General features: G+C 51.5%; 22 protein-coding genes and 1 riboswitch. Of the genes, 12 read left to right on the top strand and 10 right to left on the bottom strand.

Going from position 1 to position 20,427, the window contains the following annotated elements:
• Nucleotides 1-55: 55 nt before the first annotated feature.
• The 3 genes from M1D70_RS18965 (at nt 56) to M1D70_RS18955 (ending at nt 3,708) form a co-directional block, all read left to right on the top strand.
• Nucleotides 56-1,555: a sugar ABC transporter ATP-binding protein gene (locus M1D70_RS18965; RefSeq protein WP_456287664.1), complete on the top strand. Its 1,500-nt coding sequence runs from the start codon at nt 56-58 to the stop codon at nt 1,553-1,555.
• A 42-nt stretch (nt 1,556-1,597) separates the two neighbouring features.
• Nucleotides 1,598-2,566, top strand: coding sequence for an ABC transporter permease (locus tag M1D70_RS18960; RefSeq protein ID WP_009592220.1), 969 nt, complete (start codon nt 1,598-1,600; stop codon nt 2,564-2,566).
• 122 nt (nt 2,567-2,688) lie between these two features.
• Nucleotides 2,689-3,708, top strand: coding sequence for a substrate-binding domain-containing protein (locus M1D70_RS18955; RefSeq protein ID WP_456287663.1), 1,020 nt, complete (start codon nt 2,689-2,691; stop codon nt 3,706-3,708).
• 221 nt (nt 3,709-3,929) lie between these two features.
• Here the strand turns inward: M1D70_RS18955 and M1D70_RS18950 are convergent, their stop codons facing one another.
• Nucleotides 3,930-4,475 carry an AAA family ATPase gene (locus tag M1D70_RS18950; RefSeq protein WP_456287662.1) on the bottom strand — a complete coding sequence of 182 codons (546 nt, stop codon included), beginning with the start codon at nt 4,473-4,475 and terminating at the stop codon, nt 3,930-3,932.
• Between the two features lie 390 nt (nt 4,476-4,865).
• Here M1D70_RS18950 and hxlA point away from each other — a divergent pair, with 390 nt between their 5' ends.
• The 3 genes from hxlA to M1D70_RS18935 all read left to right on the top strand — a co-directional run bounded on the left by hxlA (nt 4,866) and on the right by M1D70_RS18935 (nt 6,571).
• Nucleotides 4,866-5,498: a 3-hexulose-6-phosphate synthase gene (gene hxlA / locus M1D70_RS18945; RefSeq protein ID WP_015736082.1), complete on the top strand. Its 633-nt coding sequence runs from the start codon at nt 4,866-4,868 to the stop codon at nt 5,496-5,498.
• 6 nt (nt 5,499-5,504) lie between these two features.
• On the top strand, nt 5,505-6,068 hold the full coding sequence (gene hxlB / locus M1D70_RS18940) for a 6-phospho-3-hexuloisomerase (RefSeq protein ID WP_456287661.1): 564 nt from the start codon (nt 5,505-5,507) through the stop codon (nt 6,066-6,068).
• A gap of 83 nt (nt 6,069-6,151) precedes the next feature.
• Nucleotides 6,152-6,571: a winged helix-turn-helix transcriptional regulator gene (locus M1D70_RS18935; protein ID WP_009592381.1), complete on the top strand. Its 420-nt coding sequence runs from the start codon at nt 6,152-6,154 to the stop codon at nt 6,569-6,571.
• A 155-nt stretch (nt 6,572-6,726) separates the two neighbouring features.
• Here M1D70_RS18935 and M1D70_RS18930 read toward each other — a convergent pair whose 3' ends face one another.
• The 3 genes from M1D70_RS18930 to M1D70_RS18920 are packed head-to-tail and all read right to left on the bottom strand — an operon-like array spanning nt 6,727 to nt 7,947.
• Nucleotides 6,727-7,233 carry an SRPBCC family protein gene (locus M1D70_RS18930; RefSeq protein WP_456287660.1) on the bottom strand — a complete coding sequence of 169 codons (507 nt, stop codon included), beginning with the start codon at nt 7,231-7,233 and terminating at the stop codon, nt 6,727-6,729.
• Nucleotides 7,234-7,266: 33 nt separating this feature from the next.
• On the bottom strand, nt 7,267-7,584 hold the full coding sequence (locus tag M1D70_RS18925; RefSeq protein ID WP_009592376.1) for an ArsR/SmtB family transcription factor: 318 nt from the start codon (nt 7,582-7,584) through the stop codon (nt 7,267-7,269).
• Between the two features lie 24 nt (nt 7,585-7,608).
• On the bottom strand, nt 7,609-7,947 hold the full coding sequence (locus M1D70_RS18920; RefSeq protein ID WP_009592372.1) for a DUF1801 domain-containing protein: 339 nt from the start codon (nt 7,945-7,947) through the stop codon (nt 7,609-7,611).
• Nucleotides 7,948-8,168: 221 nt separating this feature from the next.
• Between M1D70_RS18920 and M1D70_RS18915 the strand changes: the two genes are divergently transcribed.
• Complete coding sequence (locus M1D70_RS18915) at nt 8,169-9,377, top strand: GTP-binding protein (protein ID WP_009592371.1); 1,209 nt, start codon at nt 8,169-8,171, stop codon at nt 9,375-9,377.
• Between the two features lie 94 nt (nt 9,378-9,471).
• On the opposite strand, the gene M1D70_RS18910 is transcribed toward M1D70_RS18915, so the two are convergent.
• From M1D70_RS18910 to M1D70_RS18900, 3 genes are read right to left on the bottom strand one after another with little or no spacing between them, the layout of a single operon-like run.
• Complete coding sequence (locus M1D70_RS18910) at nt 9,472-9,768, bottom strand: putative quinol monooxygenase (protein WP_009592380.1); 297 nt, start codon at nt 9,766-9,768, stop codon at nt 9,472-9,474.
• 9 nt (nt 9,769-9,777) lie between these two features.
• Complete coding sequence (locus tag M1D70_RS18905; RefSeq protein ID WP_009592362.1) at nt 9,778-10,416, bottom strand: nitroreductase family protein; 639 nt, start codon at nt 10,414-10,416, stop codon at nt 9,778-9,780.
• A 27-nt stretch (nt 10,417-10,443) separates the two neighbouring features.
• Nucleotides 10,444-10,902, bottom strand: coding sequence for a MarR family winged helix-turn-helix transcriptional regulator (locus M1D70_RS18900; protein WP_009592363.1), 459 nt, complete (start codon nt 10,900-10,902; stop codon nt 10,444-10,446).
• 253 nt (nt 10,903-11,155) lie between these two features.
• Here M1D70_RS18900 and M1D70_RS18895 point away from each other — a divergent pair, with 253 nt between their 5' ends.
• On the top strand, nt 11,156-11,407 hold the full coding sequence (locus M1D70_RS18895; RefSeq protein ID WP_009592366.1) for a YolD-like family protein: 252 nt from the start codon (nt 11,156-11,158) through the stop codon (nt 11,405-11,407).
• Between the two features lie 76 nt (nt 11,408-11,483).
• Here the strand turns inward: M1D70_RS18895 and M1D70_RS18890 are convergent, their stop codons facing one another.
• The 3 genes from M1D70_RS18890 to M1D70_RS18880 all read right to left on the bottom strand — a co-directional run bounded on the left by M1D70_RS18890 (nt 11,484) and on the right by M1D70_RS18880 (nt 14,678).
• Nucleotides 11,484-12,587, bottom strand: a complete 1,104-nt coding sequence (locus M1D70_RS18890; RefSeq protein ID WP_009592370.1) for a CobW family GTP-binding protein — start codon at nt 12,585-12,587, stop codon at nt 11,484-11,486.
• Nucleotides 12,559-13,560, bottom strand: a complete 1,002-nt coding sequence (locus M1D70_RS18885; RefSeq protein WP_009592359.1) for a TIGR03943 family putative permease subunit — start codon at nt 13,558-13,560, stop codon at nt 12,559-12,561. The genes M1D70_RS18890 and M1D70_RS18885 overlap by 29 nt, the downstream gene beginning before the upstream one ends.
• A 107-nt stretch (nt 13,561-13,667) precedes the next feature.
• On the bottom strand, nt 13,668-14,678 hold the full coding sequence (locus M1D70_RS18880; protein ID WP_456287659.1) for a permease: 1,011 nt from the start codon (nt 14,676-14,678) through the stop codon (nt 13,668-13,670).
• A gap of 154 nt (nt 14,679-14,832) precedes the next feature.
• A riboswitch (ZMP/ZTP riboswitch) is annotated at nt 14,833-14,912 on the top strand.
• 66 nt (nt 14,913-14,978) lie between these two features.
• Between M1D70_RS18880 and M1D70_RS18875 the strand changes: the two genes are divergently transcribed.
• The 4 genes from M1D70_RS18875 to M1D70_RS18860 all read left to right on the top strand — a co-directional run bounded on the left by M1D70_RS18875 (nt 14,979) and on the right by M1D70_RS18860 (nt 20,216).
• Nucleotides 14,979-15,827: a bifunctional 5,10-methylenetetrahydrofolate dehydrogenase/5,10-methenyltetrahydrofolate cyclohydrolase gene (locus M1D70_RS18875; RefSeq protein WP_036672298.1), complete on the top strand. Its 849-nt coding sequence runs from the start codon at nt 14,979-14,981 to the stop codon at nt 15,825-15,827.
• A gap of 295 nt (nt 15,828-16,122) precedes the next feature.
• Nucleotides 16,123-17,115: a LacI family DNA-binding transcriptional regulator gene (locus M1D70_RS18870; RefSeq protein WP_145037833.1), complete on the top strand. Its 993-nt coding sequence runs from the start codon at nt 16,123-16,125 to the stop codon at nt 17,113-17,115.
• Between the two features lie 180 nt (nt 17,116-17,295).
• Nucleotides 17,296-18,798: a glycoside hydrolase family 32 protein gene (locus M1D70_RS18865; protein WP_456287658.1), complete on the top strand. Its 1,503-nt coding sequence runs from the start codon at nt 17,296-17,298 to the stop codon at nt 18,796-18,798.
• Nucleotides 18,795-20,216 (top strand): sucrose-specific PTS transporter subunit IIBC, encoded by a 1,422-nt coding sequence (locus tag M1D70_RS18860; RefSeq protein ID WP_009592374.1) that lies wholly within the window; start codon nt 18,795-18,797, stop codon nt 20,214-20,216. The genes M1D70_RS18865 and M1D70_RS18860 overlap by 4 nt, the downstream gene beginning before the upstream one ends.
• Nucleotides 20,217-20,427: the final 211 nt, after the last annotated feature.

Below are 20,427 nucleotides of genomic sequence, written 5' to 3'. Positions count from 1 at the left end.
GGAAGCAGTTTGTACAATGATTCATAAAAGGTGCCAGCTAGAGAGGTGAGGGACGTTGAGCGAATGGCTGATACAGATGGAAGGAATCATGAAGGAATTTCCGGGTGTGCTTGCATTAAATAACTGCCGATTCGACCTGCGGGCCGGTGAAGTCCATGCCCTTATGGGTGAAAACGGCGCGGGCAAGTCAACCCTGATGAAAATCCTGACCGGCGTTTATCAGAAGGATGCAGGAACGATCGAATTCAAAGGGCGGCCCGTTGAGTTATCGAACCCGAAAGTTGCTCAGGACGTTGGAATCAGCATGATTCATCAGGAGCTGAATCTGGCCCCTGACCTGACGGTCGCCCAGAATATCTTCATCGGGCGGGAGCCGCGGCGAAAGCTCCGATTGTTTCTGGACGACCGGGCTCTGCACCGGCAGGTGAAGGAGCTGTTCGAACGGATGGGCCTCGACATGGACCCCTCCATCAAGGTTTCGGAATTAACGGTTGCCAAGCAGCAGATGGTGGAGATTGCCAAGGCATTATCCTACAACGCCGATGTGCTGGTCATGGATGAGCCGACAGCGGCTTTGAGCGAAACGGAGATTGAGGATTTGTTCCGCATCATACGACAGCTTCGCGAGAACGGAGTTGGAATCGTTTACATTTCCCACCGGATGGACGAGATCAAGCAAATCACGGATCGCATTACAGTGATGCGCGACGGGCAGTACATCGATACGGTATCCACGGCTGAAGTCACGACCCAGGACATTATCTCGAAGATGGTCGGTCGGCAGATTTACGAGACCTCGAAGCCGGAGAGGATGGCTGGTGAGCGCGAGACGGTATTGGAGGTTATCGGACTGAATCAAGGCAGAACCTTGAAGGACATTAACCTGACTCTGAAAAAGGGAGAAATTCTTGGCATTGCAGGCCTCGTCGGCGCGGGACGGACCGAGCTTGCCCGGGCCATCTTCGGCGCCGACCGCATCCAATCCGGCGAGATCCGCGTGCACGGCCGCAAGGTTACGATCAAGGGCCCGCACGATGCGGTGCGGCAAGGGATCGGCTATCTATCCGAGGATCGCAAGCGCTATGGATGCGTCGTCGATCTCGACGTGAAGAGCAATGTGGCGATCGCCTCATACGGCAGCTTCCTCCGTCCCGGCGGCTGGATGAATACGGCGAGGATTCGCGAGCAGGCGGAGGATATGGTGTCGCGATTGAAGGTCAAAACGCCGCATGTCGATCAGGAGGTCAAGTTCCTCTCCGGGGGCAATCAGCAGAAGGTCGTCATTGGCAAATGGCTGACGAGGGATTGCGACATCCTGATCTTCGACGAGCCGACGCGAGGAATCGACGTTGGGGCCAAGAGCGAAATCTACCGATTGCTGAACGATCTTGCAGTACAGGGCAAGTCGATCATCATGATCTCGTCGGAGCTGCCGGAAATTCTTCGGATGAGCCACCGGATTCTCGTCATGTGCGAAGGCCGGATTACGGGCGAGCTGGATCATGAAGAGGCGACCCAAGAAAGCATTATGCATCTGGCTACAGCGAGGATGTAAGACACCGTCGCGTCATCTATACACGTCAGGAGGAACAAGCAGATGAACATTCAAATCAAATCGGGCGCGCTCCAGCAAGTGCTGGCTCTAGCCAGCTTGGTCGTTCTCGTCCTATTCTTTACGTTCTCGTCCAGCAATTTCTTTCAGTTCTCCAACATCGTGGGCATTCTTCTGTCCACAGCGGTAATCGGCGTGCTGGCTTTGGGATCCACCTTTGTCATTATTACCGGCGGCATCGACCTGTCCGTCGGGACGGTCATGACGCTGAGCGGCGTTATGACAGGGGTCTGCATCACCTTCTGGGGATTGCCGGTCCCCGTCGGCATTCTTGGCGGCATCTTGACCGGCGCCCTGTGCGGGCTTCTGTCCGGGACGGCGGTGGCGAAAATGAAGATTCCGCCTTTTATCGCAACGCTGGCAATGATGATGATCGCCAAAGGTCTCGCGCTCATCATCTCCGGGGCCAAACCGGTCTATTTCAACGACGCCGAAAGCTTTGCCGAGGTGTCCCAGGGCAGCGTGCTGGGCTGGCTGGTGCCGGGGCTCGATATTCCCAATGCGGTCGTCATTTTCTTCATTGCGGCGATCCTCGGCTATCTCGTCTTATCGAAGACCATCCTCGGGCGGTATAACTTTGCGTTGGGCAGCAACGAAGAGGCGACCCGATTGTCCGGCGTCAATGTGGGCTTCTGGAAAATCGTGATCTACACCTTAACCGGCGCATTTACCGGTTTGGCGGGCGTCATGATGGCATCGAGGCTGAACTCGGCCAATCCGGCGCTGGGTGCCGGGTATGAACTGGAAGCCATCGCGGCGGTCGTAATCGGGGGAACTTCGCTCAGCGGAGGGAAGGGTACCATTATCGGAACGGTGATCGGGGCGTTGATCATGAGCGTGCTGACGAACGGATTGCGCATTCTGTCCGTGCCCCAGGAATGGCAAACCGTTGTTGTAGGGTTCGTTATTATACTCGCGGTGTATGCGGATATTTTGCGCAGACGCAAAGCGTAAGTTCTCTTTAGGGCCTGCTGCCAGTGCTCGGTTGGCCGTAGGTTGGCTTGATCTCGATAGAAGCTTCCGTAACGGAAGATCTATAGCTGTACCAATATGTCTAAACAAGGGGAGATTGCATTATGAAAAAGCTTTCCGTATTAGCTCTGGTTCTTTTGCTGACTGCAAGCATGCTGGCGGCTTGCGGTTCATCGGGCAATAACGCTGCCGGAGGTACCGACAGTCCAGGCGAGGGCGGATCCGGTTCAGGAGCCGGTTCTGCAGCCGAAGGAGAGATCTACATCCCGATCATTTCCAAGGGCTTTCAGCACCAGTTCTGGCAGGCGGTGAAAGCCGGTGCCGAGCAAGCAGGGGATGAGCTTGGCGTGCGGATTACCTTTGAAGGCCCGGAAACGGAATCCCAGGTGGATAAGCAGATCGAAATGCTGCAGGCCGCGCTCGACAAGAAGCCAAGCGCGATCGGCTTTGCCGCATTGGATAGCCAGGCCTCCATACCTTATCTGAAAAAAGCCCAGGAAAACAACATCCCGGTCATCGCCTTCGATTCGGGCGTGGAAAGCGACATTCCGGTAACGACGGCTTCAACGGACAATATGGCTGCATCCGCGCTCGCGGCTGACAAAATGGCGGAGCTCATCGGGAATGAAGGCAAAATCGCCATGGTGGTCCATGACCAGACCAGCGTAACCGGGGTCAGCCGCCGCGACGGCTTCAAGAAGCAGATCGAAGAGAAGTATCCGAATATCGAGATCGTGGACATTCAATATGGCGGCGGGGATCACCTGAAGTCGACGGACCTGGCCAAAGCGATGATGCAGGCGCATCCGGATTTAAAAGGGATATTCGGCGCGAATGAAGGCTCCGCCGTCGGCGTCATCAATGCGGTGACGGAGATGAAGAAGGAAGGCCAGATCATCGTGGTCGGATTCGATTCCGGAAAAGCGCAGATCGACGCGATCAAGAACGGAACGATGGCGGGAGCCATCACGCAAAATCCGGTCGGCATCGGATACGAGACGGTAAAAGCTGCCGTGGCGGCCGTCAAAGGAGAGAAGGTCGAGCCGCAGATCGATACGGGATTCTACTGGTACGACAAAAACAATATCGATAGCGACGAAATCAAAGCCGTAATCTATGAATAAATGTAATGAAGGGGAGCCCTGTGCGGGGCTCCCCTTAACGCGGCATCCGCTTACGCAGATGCCACCTCCATATTCTGAATCAATTCGTTCAGCCTCCTTTCCGATCATTTGGTCCAGCCGGACATCTATATTAAACCACGGCCGGCGGCAGGACTGAAGTGAATAAACAAGCTTAATTGTTTTTTACCAGGAAGTCCGGTCGTGAAGATGCAGGGTTTAGGTTAATGGATCTTCCCCACATCCCAAATCCGTTTCCAAATCTCTTGGACGGTCTCTTCGGGAGTTAAATCGGAAGTATCCAGCCAGAGGCCGATTCTTGGCGTTTCGTCGGTTAACCGCCGGTTCAGCTCATGTATGCTCCAGACCCCGTAGCCTTTTTTGCCTCGATTCTGCTCCCGGGCAAGGATGGTATCCTCGGAAGGATTGAGCACAACAACGTACACGGGAACGTCTGTTAACATAGCGGTCATTTCTTGCAGCGCCGGGCCGAGAATGACGTCCTGCAGTACGACATGAAAACCGGCCTCGGCATAAGCTTTGGCAGCGGAGGCGGATAATCTGTAGCGCAAGGCAAGCTGCCGTTTCGCTTCGTCGGAAGCATCCGGAAGCATTTCTTCCCTGCCCCTGACCATCATTTTCCGAAACGAGTCACCCCGCAAATGGACTCCGCGATCAAATTTCTCGGCCAGCAGCTGGGCTACGGTCGACTTACCTGAAGCCATGACGCCGGTGACAACGATAACGGCAGGTTGACGTGAATAGGACATCATGTTACCTCCGGTTCTGTGGATTTCAAACGAAAGGGAGCCCTGGTTACGGGGCTCCCCTAAACGTGACACCCGCTTACGCAGATGCCACCTCCATATTCTGAATCAATTCGTTCAGCCTCCTTTCCGATCATTTTATCCGGCCTGACAACTATATTAAACCACAGCCGAAGACTTGACTAAAGTGAACAAACAGGCTTAATTGTTTTTTACCAGCATCGAGACGAAAGATTCGCAAATAAATGAAAACCTGGGAACCCTTGTCCCTCCGTATTACTTACTTCCACGTAAGTATCTCACTTATAAGTACGTACTTCCGTAAAGTAAACTGTCTACTCTACAATGATCTGTAGTTATTAACCAATACGCTCATAAGGAGAGATTGACAATATGGAACTTCAATTGGCATTGGATTTGGTGAATATTCCGGAAGCAAAAGAAGTCGTGGCAGAGGTAGCGGAGTTTATCGATATCGTGGAGATCGGCACGCCCGTTGTTATTAACGAAGGGCTTCATGCCGTCAAAGCGATTAAAGAGGCGTTCCCGCATCTGCGCGTGCTGGCCGACCTTAAAATTATGGATGCCGGCGGTTATGAAGTGATGAAAGCATCCGAAGCCGGTGCGGATATCATTACGGTGCTTGGCGTATCCGACGATTCGACGATCAAAGGCGCGGTAGCGGAAGCCCTCAAGCAAGGCAAGCAAGTGATGGTGGATATGATCAATGTAAAGGATATTGAAGGCAGGGCGCGGGAGATCGATGCTTTCGGCGTGGATTACATCTGCGTTCATTCCGGCTACGACCACCAGGCGGAAGGCAAAAACTCATTCGAGGAATTGGCAGCGATCAAACGTGTCGTGAAACAAGCCAAAACTGCCGTTGCGGGCGGAATCAAAATGGAGACGCTCCCTGAGGTGATTCAGGCAAATCCCGATCTCGTCATCGTCGGCGGCGGAATTACAAGCCAAACCGACAAGAAGGCCACAGCGGCTCAAATGAACGAGCTTGTGAAGCAGGCATAAGTCGCCATGAGTCATAACATCTTTCAACATGCATCCGTCATTGCCAAGGAGTTATCGGAATCCGTACAGCAGGTGGATGCTGGCCAGATCGAGGAATTGATTGAACGGATCGTGCAATCCGATGCCGTCTTCTTGGCAGGGGGAGGCAGATCCGGCCTGATGATCCGGGCTTTCGCCATGCGGTTAATGCAGATGGGATTTAAGGTTCATATCGTCGGAGATACGGTAACGCCGGCCATCGGAGCGAATGACCTGCTTCTTATCGGTTCAGGCTCCGGCGAAACGCAAGGATTGGTATCCATGGCTCGGAAAGCCAAAGAGATCGGGTCCGCGGTTGCGGTCGTAACCGTGAGACCGGAGTCGAGTATCGGCAAGCTTTCGGATGCGATGGTCCAGCTTCCGGGAACAACGAAGGAGCAGAATCAGGATACCCTAGTCACCGTTCAACCGATGGCTTCATTATTTGAGCAAAGCATGCTGATCATGCTCGATGCGGTTATCCTGAGATTGATGGAAAAAAGCAAGCTTCGCTCAGACCAAATGTTTAGCCTGCATGCCAATTTGGAATAAGAAGAAACGGTGATGATAAGTTTGCCGCTTTGATGATATCCCCGCAACCGTTGTATACTATAGGGAAGAAGGGGTGATGCATTATGGCAAACGAGGTCAAGCAGCGAATTAATCTGAAGGAAATAAACTGCCATAAGGAGTTAACCCTGGCGGTCATCGGCGGCAAATGGAAACTGATCATCCTCTGGCATCTCGGTTTGGAGGGCGTGAAACGCTTCGGTGAACTGAACCGAATGATTCCCCACATCACGCAAAAAATGCTGACCAATCAGCTTCGTGAATTGGAGGAGGACCAGCTGGTCCACCGCGTGGTTTACCCTGAGGTTCCCCCTCGGGTGGAATATTCGCTTACGCCCTACGGGGAAAGTTTGATGCCGATTTTGAAATTGATGTACGATTGGGGAAAGGATTACGGCGAACAAGTCATCTGGAAAGACGGCGAGTTGCCTGAGAATAAAGACGATGTACAGGCATCGGAACAAGCAGTCGCCCAAAAGCTGTAATTTTTCTCGAACCTGCATGCGAATGCAAGTAGGAAAAACCCTCCTTAAAATTTAAGGGGGGTTTTCGAGCGTAATGATGCTGCATTCTGAAGACTTAAAAAAAGGCGAACCAACAGGTTCGCCTCGGCTCGCTTGAGCTTCCTTAATCGATGTAATTATTGCTGGCTTTCAAGGTGTTCAGCGAGTTGATCAAAAGTACCGCCAAATCCTTGTTTCACCATTGGAGCCATTTCATCAAACGCTGCCAGTTCTTCCGCAGTCGCGTTTACGGGGCCTCCCTGCATGGTAAGCGTAGTTTTTCCGTCGATTTCTTCAAATGTGATGATATTCATAATTTCAAGCGGCCAGTTTGCGTTAAAAGGTGCGCGTATCGTGTTCCCTTCCTCATCTGAGAATGATTGAACGAATACCAGCTTCCCAGGTACGATAACTTCCTGATATACAAATTTACCCCACATGGCTTGACTGCCGTCCGGAGACTTCTGACAGCCTAGAAACATGCCTCCGGAACGTACATCCATTTTGATAACGTCCAAAGAAAACCCTTGAGGCCCCCACCATTTGCCGAAGTGTTCAGGGTCGGTCCAAACTTTAAAAACCAGTTCCCGGGGGGCATTGAAAACACGTGACAGAAGTAAGCCTGGTTTGCTTTGCTCGGTCATTTGAATTCCTCCTAAGAAGAAGGGTAGCGGCAGCTACCTTTTCTTTTGTATTTTTTCCAAATAATCCTCAAGTTGATCTAAGCGCTTTTCCCAAATGCTGCGGAACGAGTCCAACCATTCGTCCATTTCTTGAAGCGGTTCAGGGCGTAGTTTATAAATTCGTCGATTAGCCTCCGCTTGGACTTTTACCAGTCCAGCTTCATGCAATATTTTTAAATGTTTGGAAGTCTGAGGTTGCCGGATTTGAAGACGTTCAGCAATCTGATTGACGGTTAAAGGACCTTCTCGTAACAGTTCGACCATCTGTAATCGGTTAGGTTCGGCTAGCGCGTGCAACGTTGTCTGTTTCATGGGACCTTACCCCCGATCTGGTTATTACAACGAACTTGATGCTTGAACTAATAATTCGGATAGCTGTTCATAGTCAGGAGTATCGTCTTTTCGAATTTTGAGCCATTTCCGTTCGGGTGGACCATCGAATGTTGGAGGGACTTCTAGGTTGGTTGTGTTCATGATCATAAAGGCGATTGCATCTTTGGATGGCGAAATCACGGCTGCATAGTGTCCGTTTTTGAGAAAATGCGGTTTTTTGTACTGAATTCGTTCTTCTACCTCCGGAATGGCTTCATGGACCATGAGTCGAAGCTTTTTGCCGACTTCTGCTTGCCAAGGCAAACTCAGGTTTTCAATGAACGAAATGACTTCTTGGCTCATAACTTATCCTCCTTATTTGTAAAGATTAACCAATGCCTAAATATAATATACCATCATGAGAATATTCCTGTAAAGGAATATTATGAAATTGATTGCCGGAGATTTTTTTGCTTGAAGAAATGTTTTTAAGCGTGAAGGATTGACAATTGAATGGAGGAGATATATCATCATACCGTATAAATCGTAATTATTACGATTAAGGAATGGAGGAAGTTCATTAGATGAATAACAACAGTAGAATTCCGGTTACTGTCCTTAGCGGCTACCTCGGCTCAGGCAAAACGACGGTGCTGAATCATGTGCTTCATAATCGCGAAGGATTGAAGGTAGCGGTCATCGTGAACGACATGAGCGAAGTGAACATCGATGCGGATTTGGTGAGAGGGGAAGGAAGCCTGTCCCGAACGGATGAGAAGCTGGTCGAAATGTCCAATGGCTGCATCTGCTGCACGCTCCGGGAAGATTTGGTGCAGGAAGTTCAGAAGCTGGCTCAAGAGAAGCGTTTTGATTACATACTGATCGAATCGACGGGAATCAGCGAGCCCGTGCCCGTTGCGCAGACCTTTGTTTACCCGGATGAGGTGTCCGGCGTACAGCTGTCCGATCTCGCCCGGCTGGATTGCATGGTAACGGTGGTGGACGCGAACCGATTCTGGAAGGATTTCTCTTCGGGGCAAAGCCTGCTTGATCGGAAGGAAGCGATGGGCGAAGAGGATACGCGGGAAGTGGTGGATTTGTTAATCGACCAGATAGAGACTTGCGATGTGCTGCTGCTGAACAAATGCGATCTGGTAAGCGAGGACGAATTGGCCAAGGTAGAGGGCATACTGCGAAAACTTCAGCCAAGCGCCAAACTCATCCGCACCGTGAAGGGACAAGTGGCACCTGCGGAAATTCTGAATACCGGCTTATTCGATTTTGATAAAGCCAGTCAGTCCCCCGGCTGGATTCAGGAGCTTCAGAAGGAGGAGCATGTGCCGGAAACGGATGAATACGGCATCAGCTCTTTTGTCTATCGGAGAAGAAGACCGTTCCATCCGGAGCGGCTGGCGGCATTCATGAGTTATTGGCCGGAAGAAGTCGTACGTGCGAAAGGGATCGCTTGGCTGGCCGTGCGCGAGGATGTTGCGGCAAGTGTAAGCCAGGCCGGGCCTTCGATTCAGTTCGGGCCTGCAGGATACTGGGTCGCGGCTTTAACCGAGCAGGAGCAGCAGGAGCTGTTACGAAGTGAGCCGGATGTGCGAACGAAATGGGATAACGTCTGGGGAGATCGGATGACCGAGCTCGTCATGATCGGGATTGGGATGGAACAGGAACAAATCGAGCGGGAGCTGGACGAGTGTTTGTTGACCGACCGGGAAATGCAGCTGGACTGGTCAACGTTTCACAATCCGCTGCCATGGATGGCCATCGAAGAGCTATCGCTGTAATGCTGCTAATCTGTATGGAGTGTGGGTAATAGTATTAAAGAAGCCAACTCGTCTAGACGAGCTGGCTTCTTCATACGGATGGTAGTCTGTTTCATTATTTGTTGATCAGTTGGCCTGCATAGGCTTGCACGTTTAGCGGAGCTGTCAGGTAATTTGGGGCTTTAGCCACAAACGCCTGAAAATGGCTGCTCGCATTGTGGAGCCCCACAGCTTCCTGGTCTTTCCACTGTTCAACCATGAGATACGTGTTATCCTGCTCCGTATCTTTGAGCAGCTTATAAGATTCATTCCCTTGTTCCGCACGGGATGCTTCAATAAGCTCTTTTACGGATTTCAGAAATTCTGCCTCGCGTTCGCCGTTTACTTTCATTTCTGCATGAATAATAATCATCGCTATGCCTCACTTCCACTCTGCAATACGATCAATAGGGAGACGAGTCGTCAAACGCGCTTCTTTGGCAGCTTTACCTACCGAGATGAGCATGACCGGCACATAACGTTCCTTCTCCATACCAAATGCTTCTGCAATTCGGGATTTGTCGTATCCGCCGATAGGGTTCGTGTCATATCCACGGGCACGGGCAGCAAGCATAAGCTGCATGGAAACCAAGCCGCTATCGATAAGGATCATTTCGCGGAAAGCCTGTGCCGGAATACGTCCGAACAGATCGGTATAGTTCGCCATCAGCTGATCTTTTATCTCTTGCGGCAGATAACCGCGTTCCACAGCAGTGCCCATAATTTCATTCGCATTGTCGAATGCATTCATATCTCCAAATACCGCAATGACTGCCGAAGAAGTTGAAACTTGTGTTTTGTTCCCTGGTGCAAGCTCTTCAAGCGTCGCTTTTCCTTCCGGGCTATCAACGACAAGAAATCTCCAAGGCTGAAGATTAACGGATGACGGGGCCAAAGTCGCTTCTTCCAAAATTTCAGTCATCTCTTCACGGCTGATTTTGACCGATGGGTCGTATACCCGCACAGAGCGGCGGGAAGTAATAATTTCTTTATAATCATTGTTTAGGGTCGTTACAGACATGATATTCTCTCCTTTAATCTCTATAAGTTAATCGGTCTTACTTGGATGTTTCATCCGTTGAATCTGGCTGTTCAGCTTCTGCAAAGCATGAACAAGCGCAAGTCGTTCTGATTCCGTGAGGTCTGCCTGCAGTTCCTCCATAAATCGATCTTTCTCCGCCTTAAACGCTGCTACTTTACTTTTGCCCACATCAGTTAGCTGAACCAACGTAATCCGGTTGTCATTCTCGCATCTCGTCCGCAGAAGCAATCCTTCCGCTTCCAGCTGTTGAACATGACGGGTCACCGCAGCCGGATCGATAGACACTGCCTTCTGGAGATCCGACTGGCTAATTTCGCCGCCGGTCAGTTTGCAGAGGAGTTCCAGCCGATTGGGACTAACACCGGCACATCGTTCAAACCGAGTCGCAATGTGCTTATTCAGATGCATGAGCAAGTACAGCAGGTCTTGTGTATGGCATGTAGAGATGATAAAGACCTCCTTCAATTCATTGACTCGTCAATGGTTGATGGGTCAATCATATATGTTTATTTTCTGAAAATCAAGTCTTTTGTATAAAAAAGCGAATCGATTCCAGAGGTCCTTAAATAATCTGAATCCTGGGAGAGCCCAAGAATTCTGAATCGCATTTGATGTATAATAGGTAGTAGATTCCCAATTCATAGAATGGATGAAAGATTCGTTTTCATTGAGAATGTAATGCTGACGCATGAACAACATAAATCAGGAGGACACGATTATGGCAAAAGCAAAAGTTCCAAAGCGACCCACTAGGGATGAGTTTGTACTGGAAGAGCTCGGAAATCAGCTAACGGAAGCTTATCAGGAGGAATCGGTCATCGTACTGACGGTCTGGGGATGGGAAGAGGCGGTCCGCGGACAAATCGATCTGATGGACTCCCGCACAGGGAAGGTGCATATGAAACAGAACGGCGTCATTACGAAGGTTCCTTTTATGGATATTATGGAAGTGAATTATCCCAGGGACTAATCATAAGCGAACCGAAAAAAAGGAGATCCCTGGGGATCTCCTTTTCTTTTTTCATATCGCTGCATACATTCAACTGTCACTGCACCACGCCGCTGAGCAAGTCCTCCCACTCCTGGACAATGCGCGTTTTATCCAGGCGATGGCCGATTAACGTAAGATAGCCGCGCTGCAGCTTCAGCGTGCTGGGCTCGATGGCAAGCTGTGAACCTGCCCACTGAACCAGGGAGGGACCCGTGGAGAGCTGAATATATCCTTTGGCCCGTAGCAGGCCGGAGCCGCGTGTGGCGAGAAAGGTTTCGATGAGGCTGATCTCAAGCGGGAAAGGGGCTGGAGCCGATAGAGTCAAGGTATCCAGGCCGGTATAGGAATGGCTGCCATGCCCGGCCTCCTCTCCGTGACCATGACGATGCTCATGATGAATGAAAGCTCCTTCATGGTCGCGGCGCCCCAGCTTGCTCCGATCTTCTTCGCTGGTCGAAGCGCTGCCTTGCAGGCGATCCGCAGGACTCCTTTGCCGGTTCGAAGAATGAGATGAATGACTATGATTCTCCGTTGGCTCTAGCTGAAGGGCCGCAAACATTTCATGCTCATCCAAACGGCTGTAGTCGGTTACGGACAGGCTTGCCGTCGTATTTATTTTTCTAATGGAGGTAATGACTTTATTGATCTGTTTCTCTTCGCATTCTCCCGCCTTGTTCAGGATGATCCGGTCCGCGAAGCTGATTTGTCCCCGAAGGGTGCGGACCAGTTCGCGACTGGATGCAAAGAAGCTGTTGTACTCGAGAAATTTGCTGCAGTCGGCCAAGGCGATTTTACCCCGGATCGATATTCGATCCACCAGTGACGGATCCTGCAAATCCTCAAGAATCTGTTCAGGATTCGCCACTCCGGTCGTCTCGATGAAGACGAGATCAGGCTTCCGATCTAACAGGCTTTTCAGGGCTTGCCCCAGCTCGTCTCGTTTGGTGCAGCAGATGCAGCCGTCAAGCAGCTTCTCGATCGGAAGATCAGGCATTTCACCGGATAGGATATCGCCATCCACGTCCTGTTCGCCCATCTCATTCATCAGGACGGCGGTCCTCCATTGCCGTTTGGCGGCATACGCCAGCAGCCTGAGCAGCAGCGTGGTTTTGCCGCTCCCCAAAAAACCGCTAATCAGCACGACGGGTATCTTGTTCATTGTTGATCTCCTCCTTGGTCTCGATATCATTCGAATACAGTTCATCAAACTCTGCGACAGAGTCCGGATTCGTAAAAATGTAAGGGGATGACGGCTGTTCGATCGGCTGAATCCGTTCCGCTTGAATCTGCAGCGATTCCTTACCGTCCACGGTGGTGACCTGGATCGTGCCATCGATCTGAACCCACGCGTCATTCGCGAACGACGAAGCATTCGCGGCGCGCACCATGACCCCGAACGGGACGGCGTCTGCCGTGCAGCACATTACGAGGAAGCGGCTGACGGCGAAGGTGTCTTCGTTCATATGTCCATCGCGGAAAACAAATCCTTGGACGGTGATGGCCTTCCCTTGAAAATGCTGTTTGTAAATATCCATGGCCCCTACGGTCTCCGAGAAAATGTCCGGCTCCACTCGGATGACGGGTAAGGTATATAAGCGCTTGGCCAGCTCCGCGAACTCCACGCTGTAGATGTCTTTGGGAACAAAACGCTCGTTCAGCGCGATGTCCTCCGCTGCCGTCTGGTCATCATTCGTTCCATGCTTCTCCATGCCCGAAACGGCGGGAGCATTCCGCTCCTCGGTTTTACGGCGAACATCGGGGTTCGGATAGGTGTAGATCATGCCTTTTTTGGCCGCCATATCGCTGCCGAGGGCTTGGTCCGGCAGGAGCAGGCCGAACAGCAGCGGCACCGTGAATAACCCGTAAACCGATATGTTTTTGATCAGTCCGCTGGGCAGGGGGTGCTCGCAATCGCACACCTCGCCGGAAGCTCCCGCAAGGGCGTGCCACAGCATGCCGAAAGCTATGAACAACAGCGGCACGGGACAGAGCAGAAGCAGGGTCTGCATATGGGGAGCCAAGTAATAGTCCAGCGAATTTGATGCGTTTAGATGCATGATATAGGCGGCAAGAGCTGCGATTAGCAGCGACCGCAGTATATAGTGGCTTCGCAGGCTCAAACTGGGCTTCACGTCCCGAACACCTCCAATCTCAAGTGGATATCCGAAGGCATAACAGCCTGAAGGTAGCGTTATTCCATCCGTTTTTGTGTATTGCCACTCCAGTTTGTTTACTACGCCTAACCGCCGAATAGCGCGTCGACGGCTACAGAGCCGATAAAGACAAGGGTAATCACCAGCAGGCTTAAGCCGATCACGAATTTGGTCTTGAAGGTAGCCGACAGCATGAGCAGGCTTTTGAAATCCAGCATCGGTCCGAGGACCAGGAAGGAAACCAGCGGGCCGACGGTAAAGGTGTGCGTGAATGCCGATGCCACGAAGGCGTCCGATGTTGAGCAAAGGGACAGGATGAAGGCAAAGCCCATCATGAACAGATAGGAGGCGGCAGGACCGTTCCCCAGAGCCAGCAGCTCCTCCCTCGGAATGAAGGATTGGATGCAGGCCGTGAGGAAAGCGCCCAGGACTAAATATTTGCACATCTCGATCAGCTCGTCTCCGGCGTGGACAAACATGCTTCTCCAGGTTTTGGGATGCTCATGCAACAAACGTTCCCCCTTGCTGGAGCCCTGTTCGGCGAACTCTTGAAAGGAACGCTTCAGGGGGCTGCTTCTTGAAAAAACATAGACGAGCAAACCCGTCGTCACCGCGACTGCAAAAGCCAGTCCCATTCGTCCGATCGTCACTTCGGGATGCGAACGGAAGGCCATGATCGTTGATGCGAATACAATGGGATTCAGAATAGGACCGCTGAGGATAAAGGTGACGGCGATATAGGCGGGCATACCTTTCAGCATCAACCTGCGAACGACCGGGATCATCCCGCATTCGCAGATGGGAAACAGGATGCCGAGCATGGAAGCGCCCAGGACGCCGACCACCGGATTCTTCGGCGTGAGACGCCGCACCCATTGCTCTTGTACGAACAGCTGCAGAAGGGACGACAGCAGCACTCCAAGCAGAATAAAAGGAAGTGCCTCAAGGAAGATGCCCGTAAAGACGGTTTTAACCTGCTGTAGGTCTTGGCTGGATATGGGGTTTAAGTCCCTCTGCAGCCATATCGTCAAGACCGGAATCACGAATACAAGCGGCAGTATAAAGGGCAGCATTTTGAAGATCGCCGGATATCTCATCAAGGCCTCCTGGAGCGAATTGTTCTTAGGACATTCTATGCTTGTACCATCGGCAACATACGTGATTTCAGACAATAAATCAAAAACTTTACGATTAAAGGGCGGCCGCATAGCCGGTGGCGCGAAGTCCAAAGTCGTGATATATTAAAAAAAGTTATCCGTGTGTTACTGGCGTAGCTTGGGTTACCAAGAGGGAGCACATGGGATCATATGCCGTACGCCTGGGCAAGAGGTAAGGAGACGTTCGAGTCGCCTTGCCTCTTTATGTTTTTTAATACAATGGCGAAGGAGCGGATTAGCATGAGTAAGGAACCCGTAATTTTGGATGGAAAAAAAGTATCCGATGATATCAAGGCAAAGCTGGCGGTGAAGGTACAGGAATTGAAACAGCAAGGGGTAACCCCTTGTCTGGCAACGATTCTGGTTGGCGATGATCCTGCCTCGGCAACCTATGTGCGGATGAAGGGAAATGCGTGCGAGCGGCTTGGCATCATATCCAAGAAAGTAGTGCTGGAGACATCGACAACGACGGAGGAGCTGATCGCCGCGATTCAAGCACTGAACGAGGATCCGAACGTCCACGGTATTCTGCTTCAGCACCCGGTACCGCATCATATCGATGAGCGGGAGGCTTTTGATGCCATCGACATGAAAAAAGACGTGGATGGAGTAACCACGCTCGGGTTCTCGCAAAATGCGTTTGGTTTCGCCGATTACCCTTCATGTACGCCGGCGGCGATTATCGCGATTATGGACTATTACAGCCTGCCGATCGAAGGGAAGCATGCGGTGGTGGTCGGACGCAGTCCGATTTTGGGCAAGCCGGTATCGATGATGCTGCTCAATCGCAACGCCACGGTTACGATCTGCCATTCGAGAACGAAGAACCTTGGGGAGATTGTGTCCCAAGCGGACATTGTGGTTGCGGCCGTAGGCAAGCCTAATTTCATTCAAGGGGACTGGATCAAGCCGGGTGCCGTCGTGTTGGACGCCGGTTACAATAAAGGAAATATCGGGGACTGCGATTACGAAGCCTGCGCCAAGGCGGCATCCGCAATCACGCCGGTACCGGCGGGCGTTGGCCCCGTGACGATAGCGACATTGTTGAAGCATACCGTCGAATCGGCCGAGCGAACCGTCCAAGCCTAGGGGAATGCACTTGACCATTTATATGTGAATTAAGGGTGCGCCCGTGAATTATCCCCTTCAAATCGCTGCGTGACCATGCAAAAGTCTGTGACGTGGAAGAGATAGGCCTCTGCCTATAGGCTTGGAACCCGCATTTCACGGACCCCTGGACGTCATGGTATAGTTAGGAATAAGCGAAATACGAAGGGGAGAGATTCATGTTTATACGAATCATGGCCTGTTGTGCGGGACAACAGGGAACTGCAGAGAATGATCCGTTCGACGCAGCGCTGCTAACGGTTCCGGAGATCTTGGCATGAAGAACACGATCGCCGATATTGCCCACAAAGCCGGAGTTGCCAAAAGCACGGTCTCCCGTTTCTTGAACGGAGGATCCGTCAGTCATGCGACACGCCGCAAGATTGAACAGGTTATTCAGGAAACCGGCTATATCCCGAATTCTTTTGCGCAAAGCCTCAAAGCGAAAAAAACGAGCATGATCGGCACCATTATGCCGCGTCTGGACTCCTTCTCCGCATCGCAGACTGTCGCCGGCATGGACGAAGAATTAAGAAAACACGGATATCAGCTTCTGATCATCAACGCAAGCCAGGATTTATCCAGGGAGATCGAAGCGCTGTATGATCTCGCCAGACAAAAAATATCAGGCATTATTCTGTTCGCCACGCAGGTGACGGAAACCCATCTTGCCGCGATTCAAGAGATCGGCATTCCGGTCATTCTGCTCGGACAACAGCATAACCATGTCCACAGCATGATCTATAACGATTATGCCGCAGGCTATGACATGGGCCGGTACGTGCTGTCGATGGGACATCGTCAAATTGCCTATATCGGGGTGACGGAAAAGGACGTAGCCGTCGGAGTCAAGCGGAAGGAAGGGTTCCTCAAAGCGGTAAGCGAGTATGATGAGGCGGAAGCGGTTCTCTACGAGAGTGGATTCAAGATGTCGGATGGTGTTAAGACGGCATGCTCCCTTTTTGAGTTGAACCAAACATTGCCAACGGCCGTGGTCTGCGCCACGGACAACATAGCGCTGGGCGTGATGAAAGCGGCGCACATGAAAGGCATCTCTATTCCCGACGAACTTTCCGTTACCGGATTTGGCGGTTACGACGTAACCGAGGTGATTCATCCCGGGTTAACAACGGTGAAATATGGATATTTCCAAGCGGGCCACCTCGCGGCACAGCATATTATGAAGCTGGTCAACGACGAGCCAGTGGATTTCCTGACGGTCATGAATTGCGAGATGATTCATCGGGAAAGCGTTGACAATCTGAATTAGGTATTTTATACTTCAAATAACGGAACCGGTTCCAATCCGAGTGCTTGCTTGGTATTGGAACTGAGTTCATTATTTTTACCTATGATTGGAACCGGTTCCACCGCAGTTGAATTTATTCGCGTGCACGCGCAGCATGATCTGTTTGATTTTTCGGCAAGACCATTTATAAGGAGAAGAGATATGGACAGAGAACTGAAATACCGACGCCTGGATCAGGCTTCTCCCGAAGAGCTTTCCTCCTTAAGGAAGAAAGTGCGATTAAGCGAATGGAGGCAGAAATTTCACGTACAGCCCATCATGGGCCTGATGAATGATCCCAATGGATTTTCTTATTACAACGGAGAGTATCACTTGTTTTACCAATGGTTTCCTCTGGGCACGTTTCACGGCTTGAAATACTGGTACCATACTTCCTCGAAAGACCTGGTGTTTTGGCAGAACCAAGGCATCGCTATTGAACCCGGTCACCCGCATGATGCTTATGGCGCTTATTCGGGCAGCGGTATCGTGAAAGACGGCAAACTATGCCTAATGTATACCGGGAATGCCCGGGATGAGAAATGGAACAGGCAATCGTATCAATGCATGGCTGTGATGGACCGCGACGGATCCATCACGAAGCTCGATAAGCCGCTGATTGACCATGTGCCGGACGGATATACCGAACACTTCCGGGATCCGAAAGTATGGCAAGACAAAGACAAGTACCGGTTCGTCATCGGTGCCCAAAGGGTTAATCAGACAGGTGCGGCTGTCGTCTATGAATCCTCGGATCTGTTGGTTTGGGAATTCAAGGGGGAGATACAAACCCGTCTTGAGCATTTCGGCTATATGTGGGAATGCCCCGACTATTTTGAATTGGAAGGCCAGGGCGTGCTACTGTTTTCCCCGCAAGGGCTGCTTCCGGAGGACGATCATTTTCGAAACATTTACCAATCCGGCTATATTTCAGGCAAGCCGCTCAATAGGGATACGCTGGAGTTTGATCACGGTCCTTTTTGCGAGCTGGACAGAGGGTTTGATTTCTACGCGCCGCAGACCATGCTGGATGAGAAAGACCGGCGCATCATGGTGGGCTGGATGGGTTTGCCGGATATCGGGTATCCCACCGATTCGCATGGCTGGGCCCATTGTTTGACGCTTCCGCGTATGCTTACGTTCCGTGAAGGCAGGCTGATTCAACAGCCGGTTCCCGAGCTTCAGGCGCTCCGCGATCATGCCGCTCAGGCAGAGGATACGCTTCACAGCGAAGTGAAGACTTACGAGGGGGTTCAAGGAACCGCATTCGAAATGGTATGCGAGTTCCAAGCCATCGAGGCGGACGTCGTTGGCATTGAATTTCGGGCTGGCGAAGGGGAACGAACCGTTATTCGATATGAATCCGGCAAACGGAAGGTTACGCTGGATCGCTCTTCTTCGGGTGCAACGATTGTCAGTGATTACGGAGCGGAACGATCCTGTATGCTGCCAACCGAAAGAAATTCGATCAAATTTCATCTGTTCGTGGACATTTCTTCGGTCGAGCTGTTCATCAACGATGGCGAAGAGGTGTTTACAAGCAGAATTTTTCCGAAGTGGAACAGCCGAAACATTCGATTTTTCGTACAGAACGGCAGTGCCGGCTTGAAGGTCGAGAAATGGGATCTGACCGAAGCCGTAAAAGATAAAGAAGGGGCTGAATGAACATGGCAGCGGATAATCGGGAAATCGCAAGGCAGGTAGTGGAAGCCATTGGCGGCAGGGAGAACATCGCTTCCTTTGCCCATTGTGCCACCAGACTGAGAATCATGGTTCATGATCAGAAGAAGATTGACCAGAAGAAGGTCGAGCAGATCGACAAGGTCAAAGGAGCCTTTTTCAACTCCGGGCAATACCAGATCATTTTCGGAACAGGAACCGTCAATCAGATTTTTGAAGCGGTCGAATCCCTTGGAATGGAGAGCACAAGCAAGGAAGAACTGAAATCTCAGGCGAAAAAGTCGGGGAATCCGTTTCAGCGGGCGATTCGTACATTCGGTGACGTGTTTGTGCCGATTATCCCGGTATTGGTCGCCACTGGCTTGTTCATGGGATTACGGGGGCTGCTGACCCAGGATACCGTGCTTGCCTGGTTCGGTGCGACGCCGGATGATATCTCGGCTAATTTCCTGCTCTTCACCCAGGTACTGACGGATACGGCTTTCGCTTTCTTGCCGGCCTTGGTGGCTTGGTCCGCATTCAGGGTGTTCGGAGGCAGCCCCGTGCTGGGTATCGTCCTGGGATTGATGTTGGTTAACCCGGCTCTTCCTAACGCGTACAGCGTGGCGAACGGTTCGGCTGAGGCACTCATGATCTTTGATTTCATTCCGGTTGTCGGGTATCAGGGCTCGGTCCTGCCGGCATTCTTCATTGGACTGCTGGGCGCGAAATTCGAGAGATTTTTGCGAAAACGCATTCCTGACGCCATCGATCTGATCGTTACGCCGTTTCTAACCTTGCTCGTTATGATAACCCTCGGCCTGTTTGCGATCGGCCCCGTGTTCCACTCCCTGGAAGAGGTGGTTCTGAACGCGACGACGTTCCTACTGGAGCTGCCGTTCGGTATCGCAGGTTTGGTCATCGGTTTCTTTAACCAGATCATTGTGGTCACCGGCGTGCATCATATTTTCAACTTCCTGGAGATCCAACTGCTTGAGAAGACAGGGAGCAATCCGTTCAATGCGATCGTGACCAGCGCCATGGCAGCGCAGGGTGCAGCTTGTCTGGCTGTCGGACTCAAGACGAGAAATAAAAAGCTCAAGGCATTATCCCTGCCATCGGCATTCTCCGCCTTGCTGGGAATCTCCGAGCCGGCGATCTTCGGGGTCAACCTCCGTTACGTCAGACCGTTTGTTATCGCCTTGATCGGCGGCGGCGTGGGCGGTTTCATGGCTTCCATCTTTCAGCTTGAGGCCACAGGCATGGCCATTACCGTCATCCCGGGCACGCTGTTATACTTGAACAGCCAGCTTCCTCTTTACATTTTGTGCAACCTGACGGCGATGGCGATTACGTTCGTGCTGACTTGGATGTTCGGATTCAATGATAAGATGCTTGAAGAGGTCCGCTCGGAAGCGAAATAAAGCCATATGAGAAAGGTCTGCCCTGAACAGGCGGGCCTTTTTTGGTCCGGATGCTGGTAAATCGTCATGGCTGACCGGCTTTCTTGTTCATTAAAATGGATATCTTGAAAAGAGTGCTCCCCTGCCCGTTTTTGGCGTTAACTGGACGTGGTCCCAGTAGGCTTGGTAAAATTATCGCTTGCTCTGAAATGCTTTTCATCATTTACAATAC

This window comes from Paenibacillus sp. AK002 (assembly GCF_053903045.1).
This window is presented reverse-complemented; position numbering and strand designations above follow the sequence as displayed.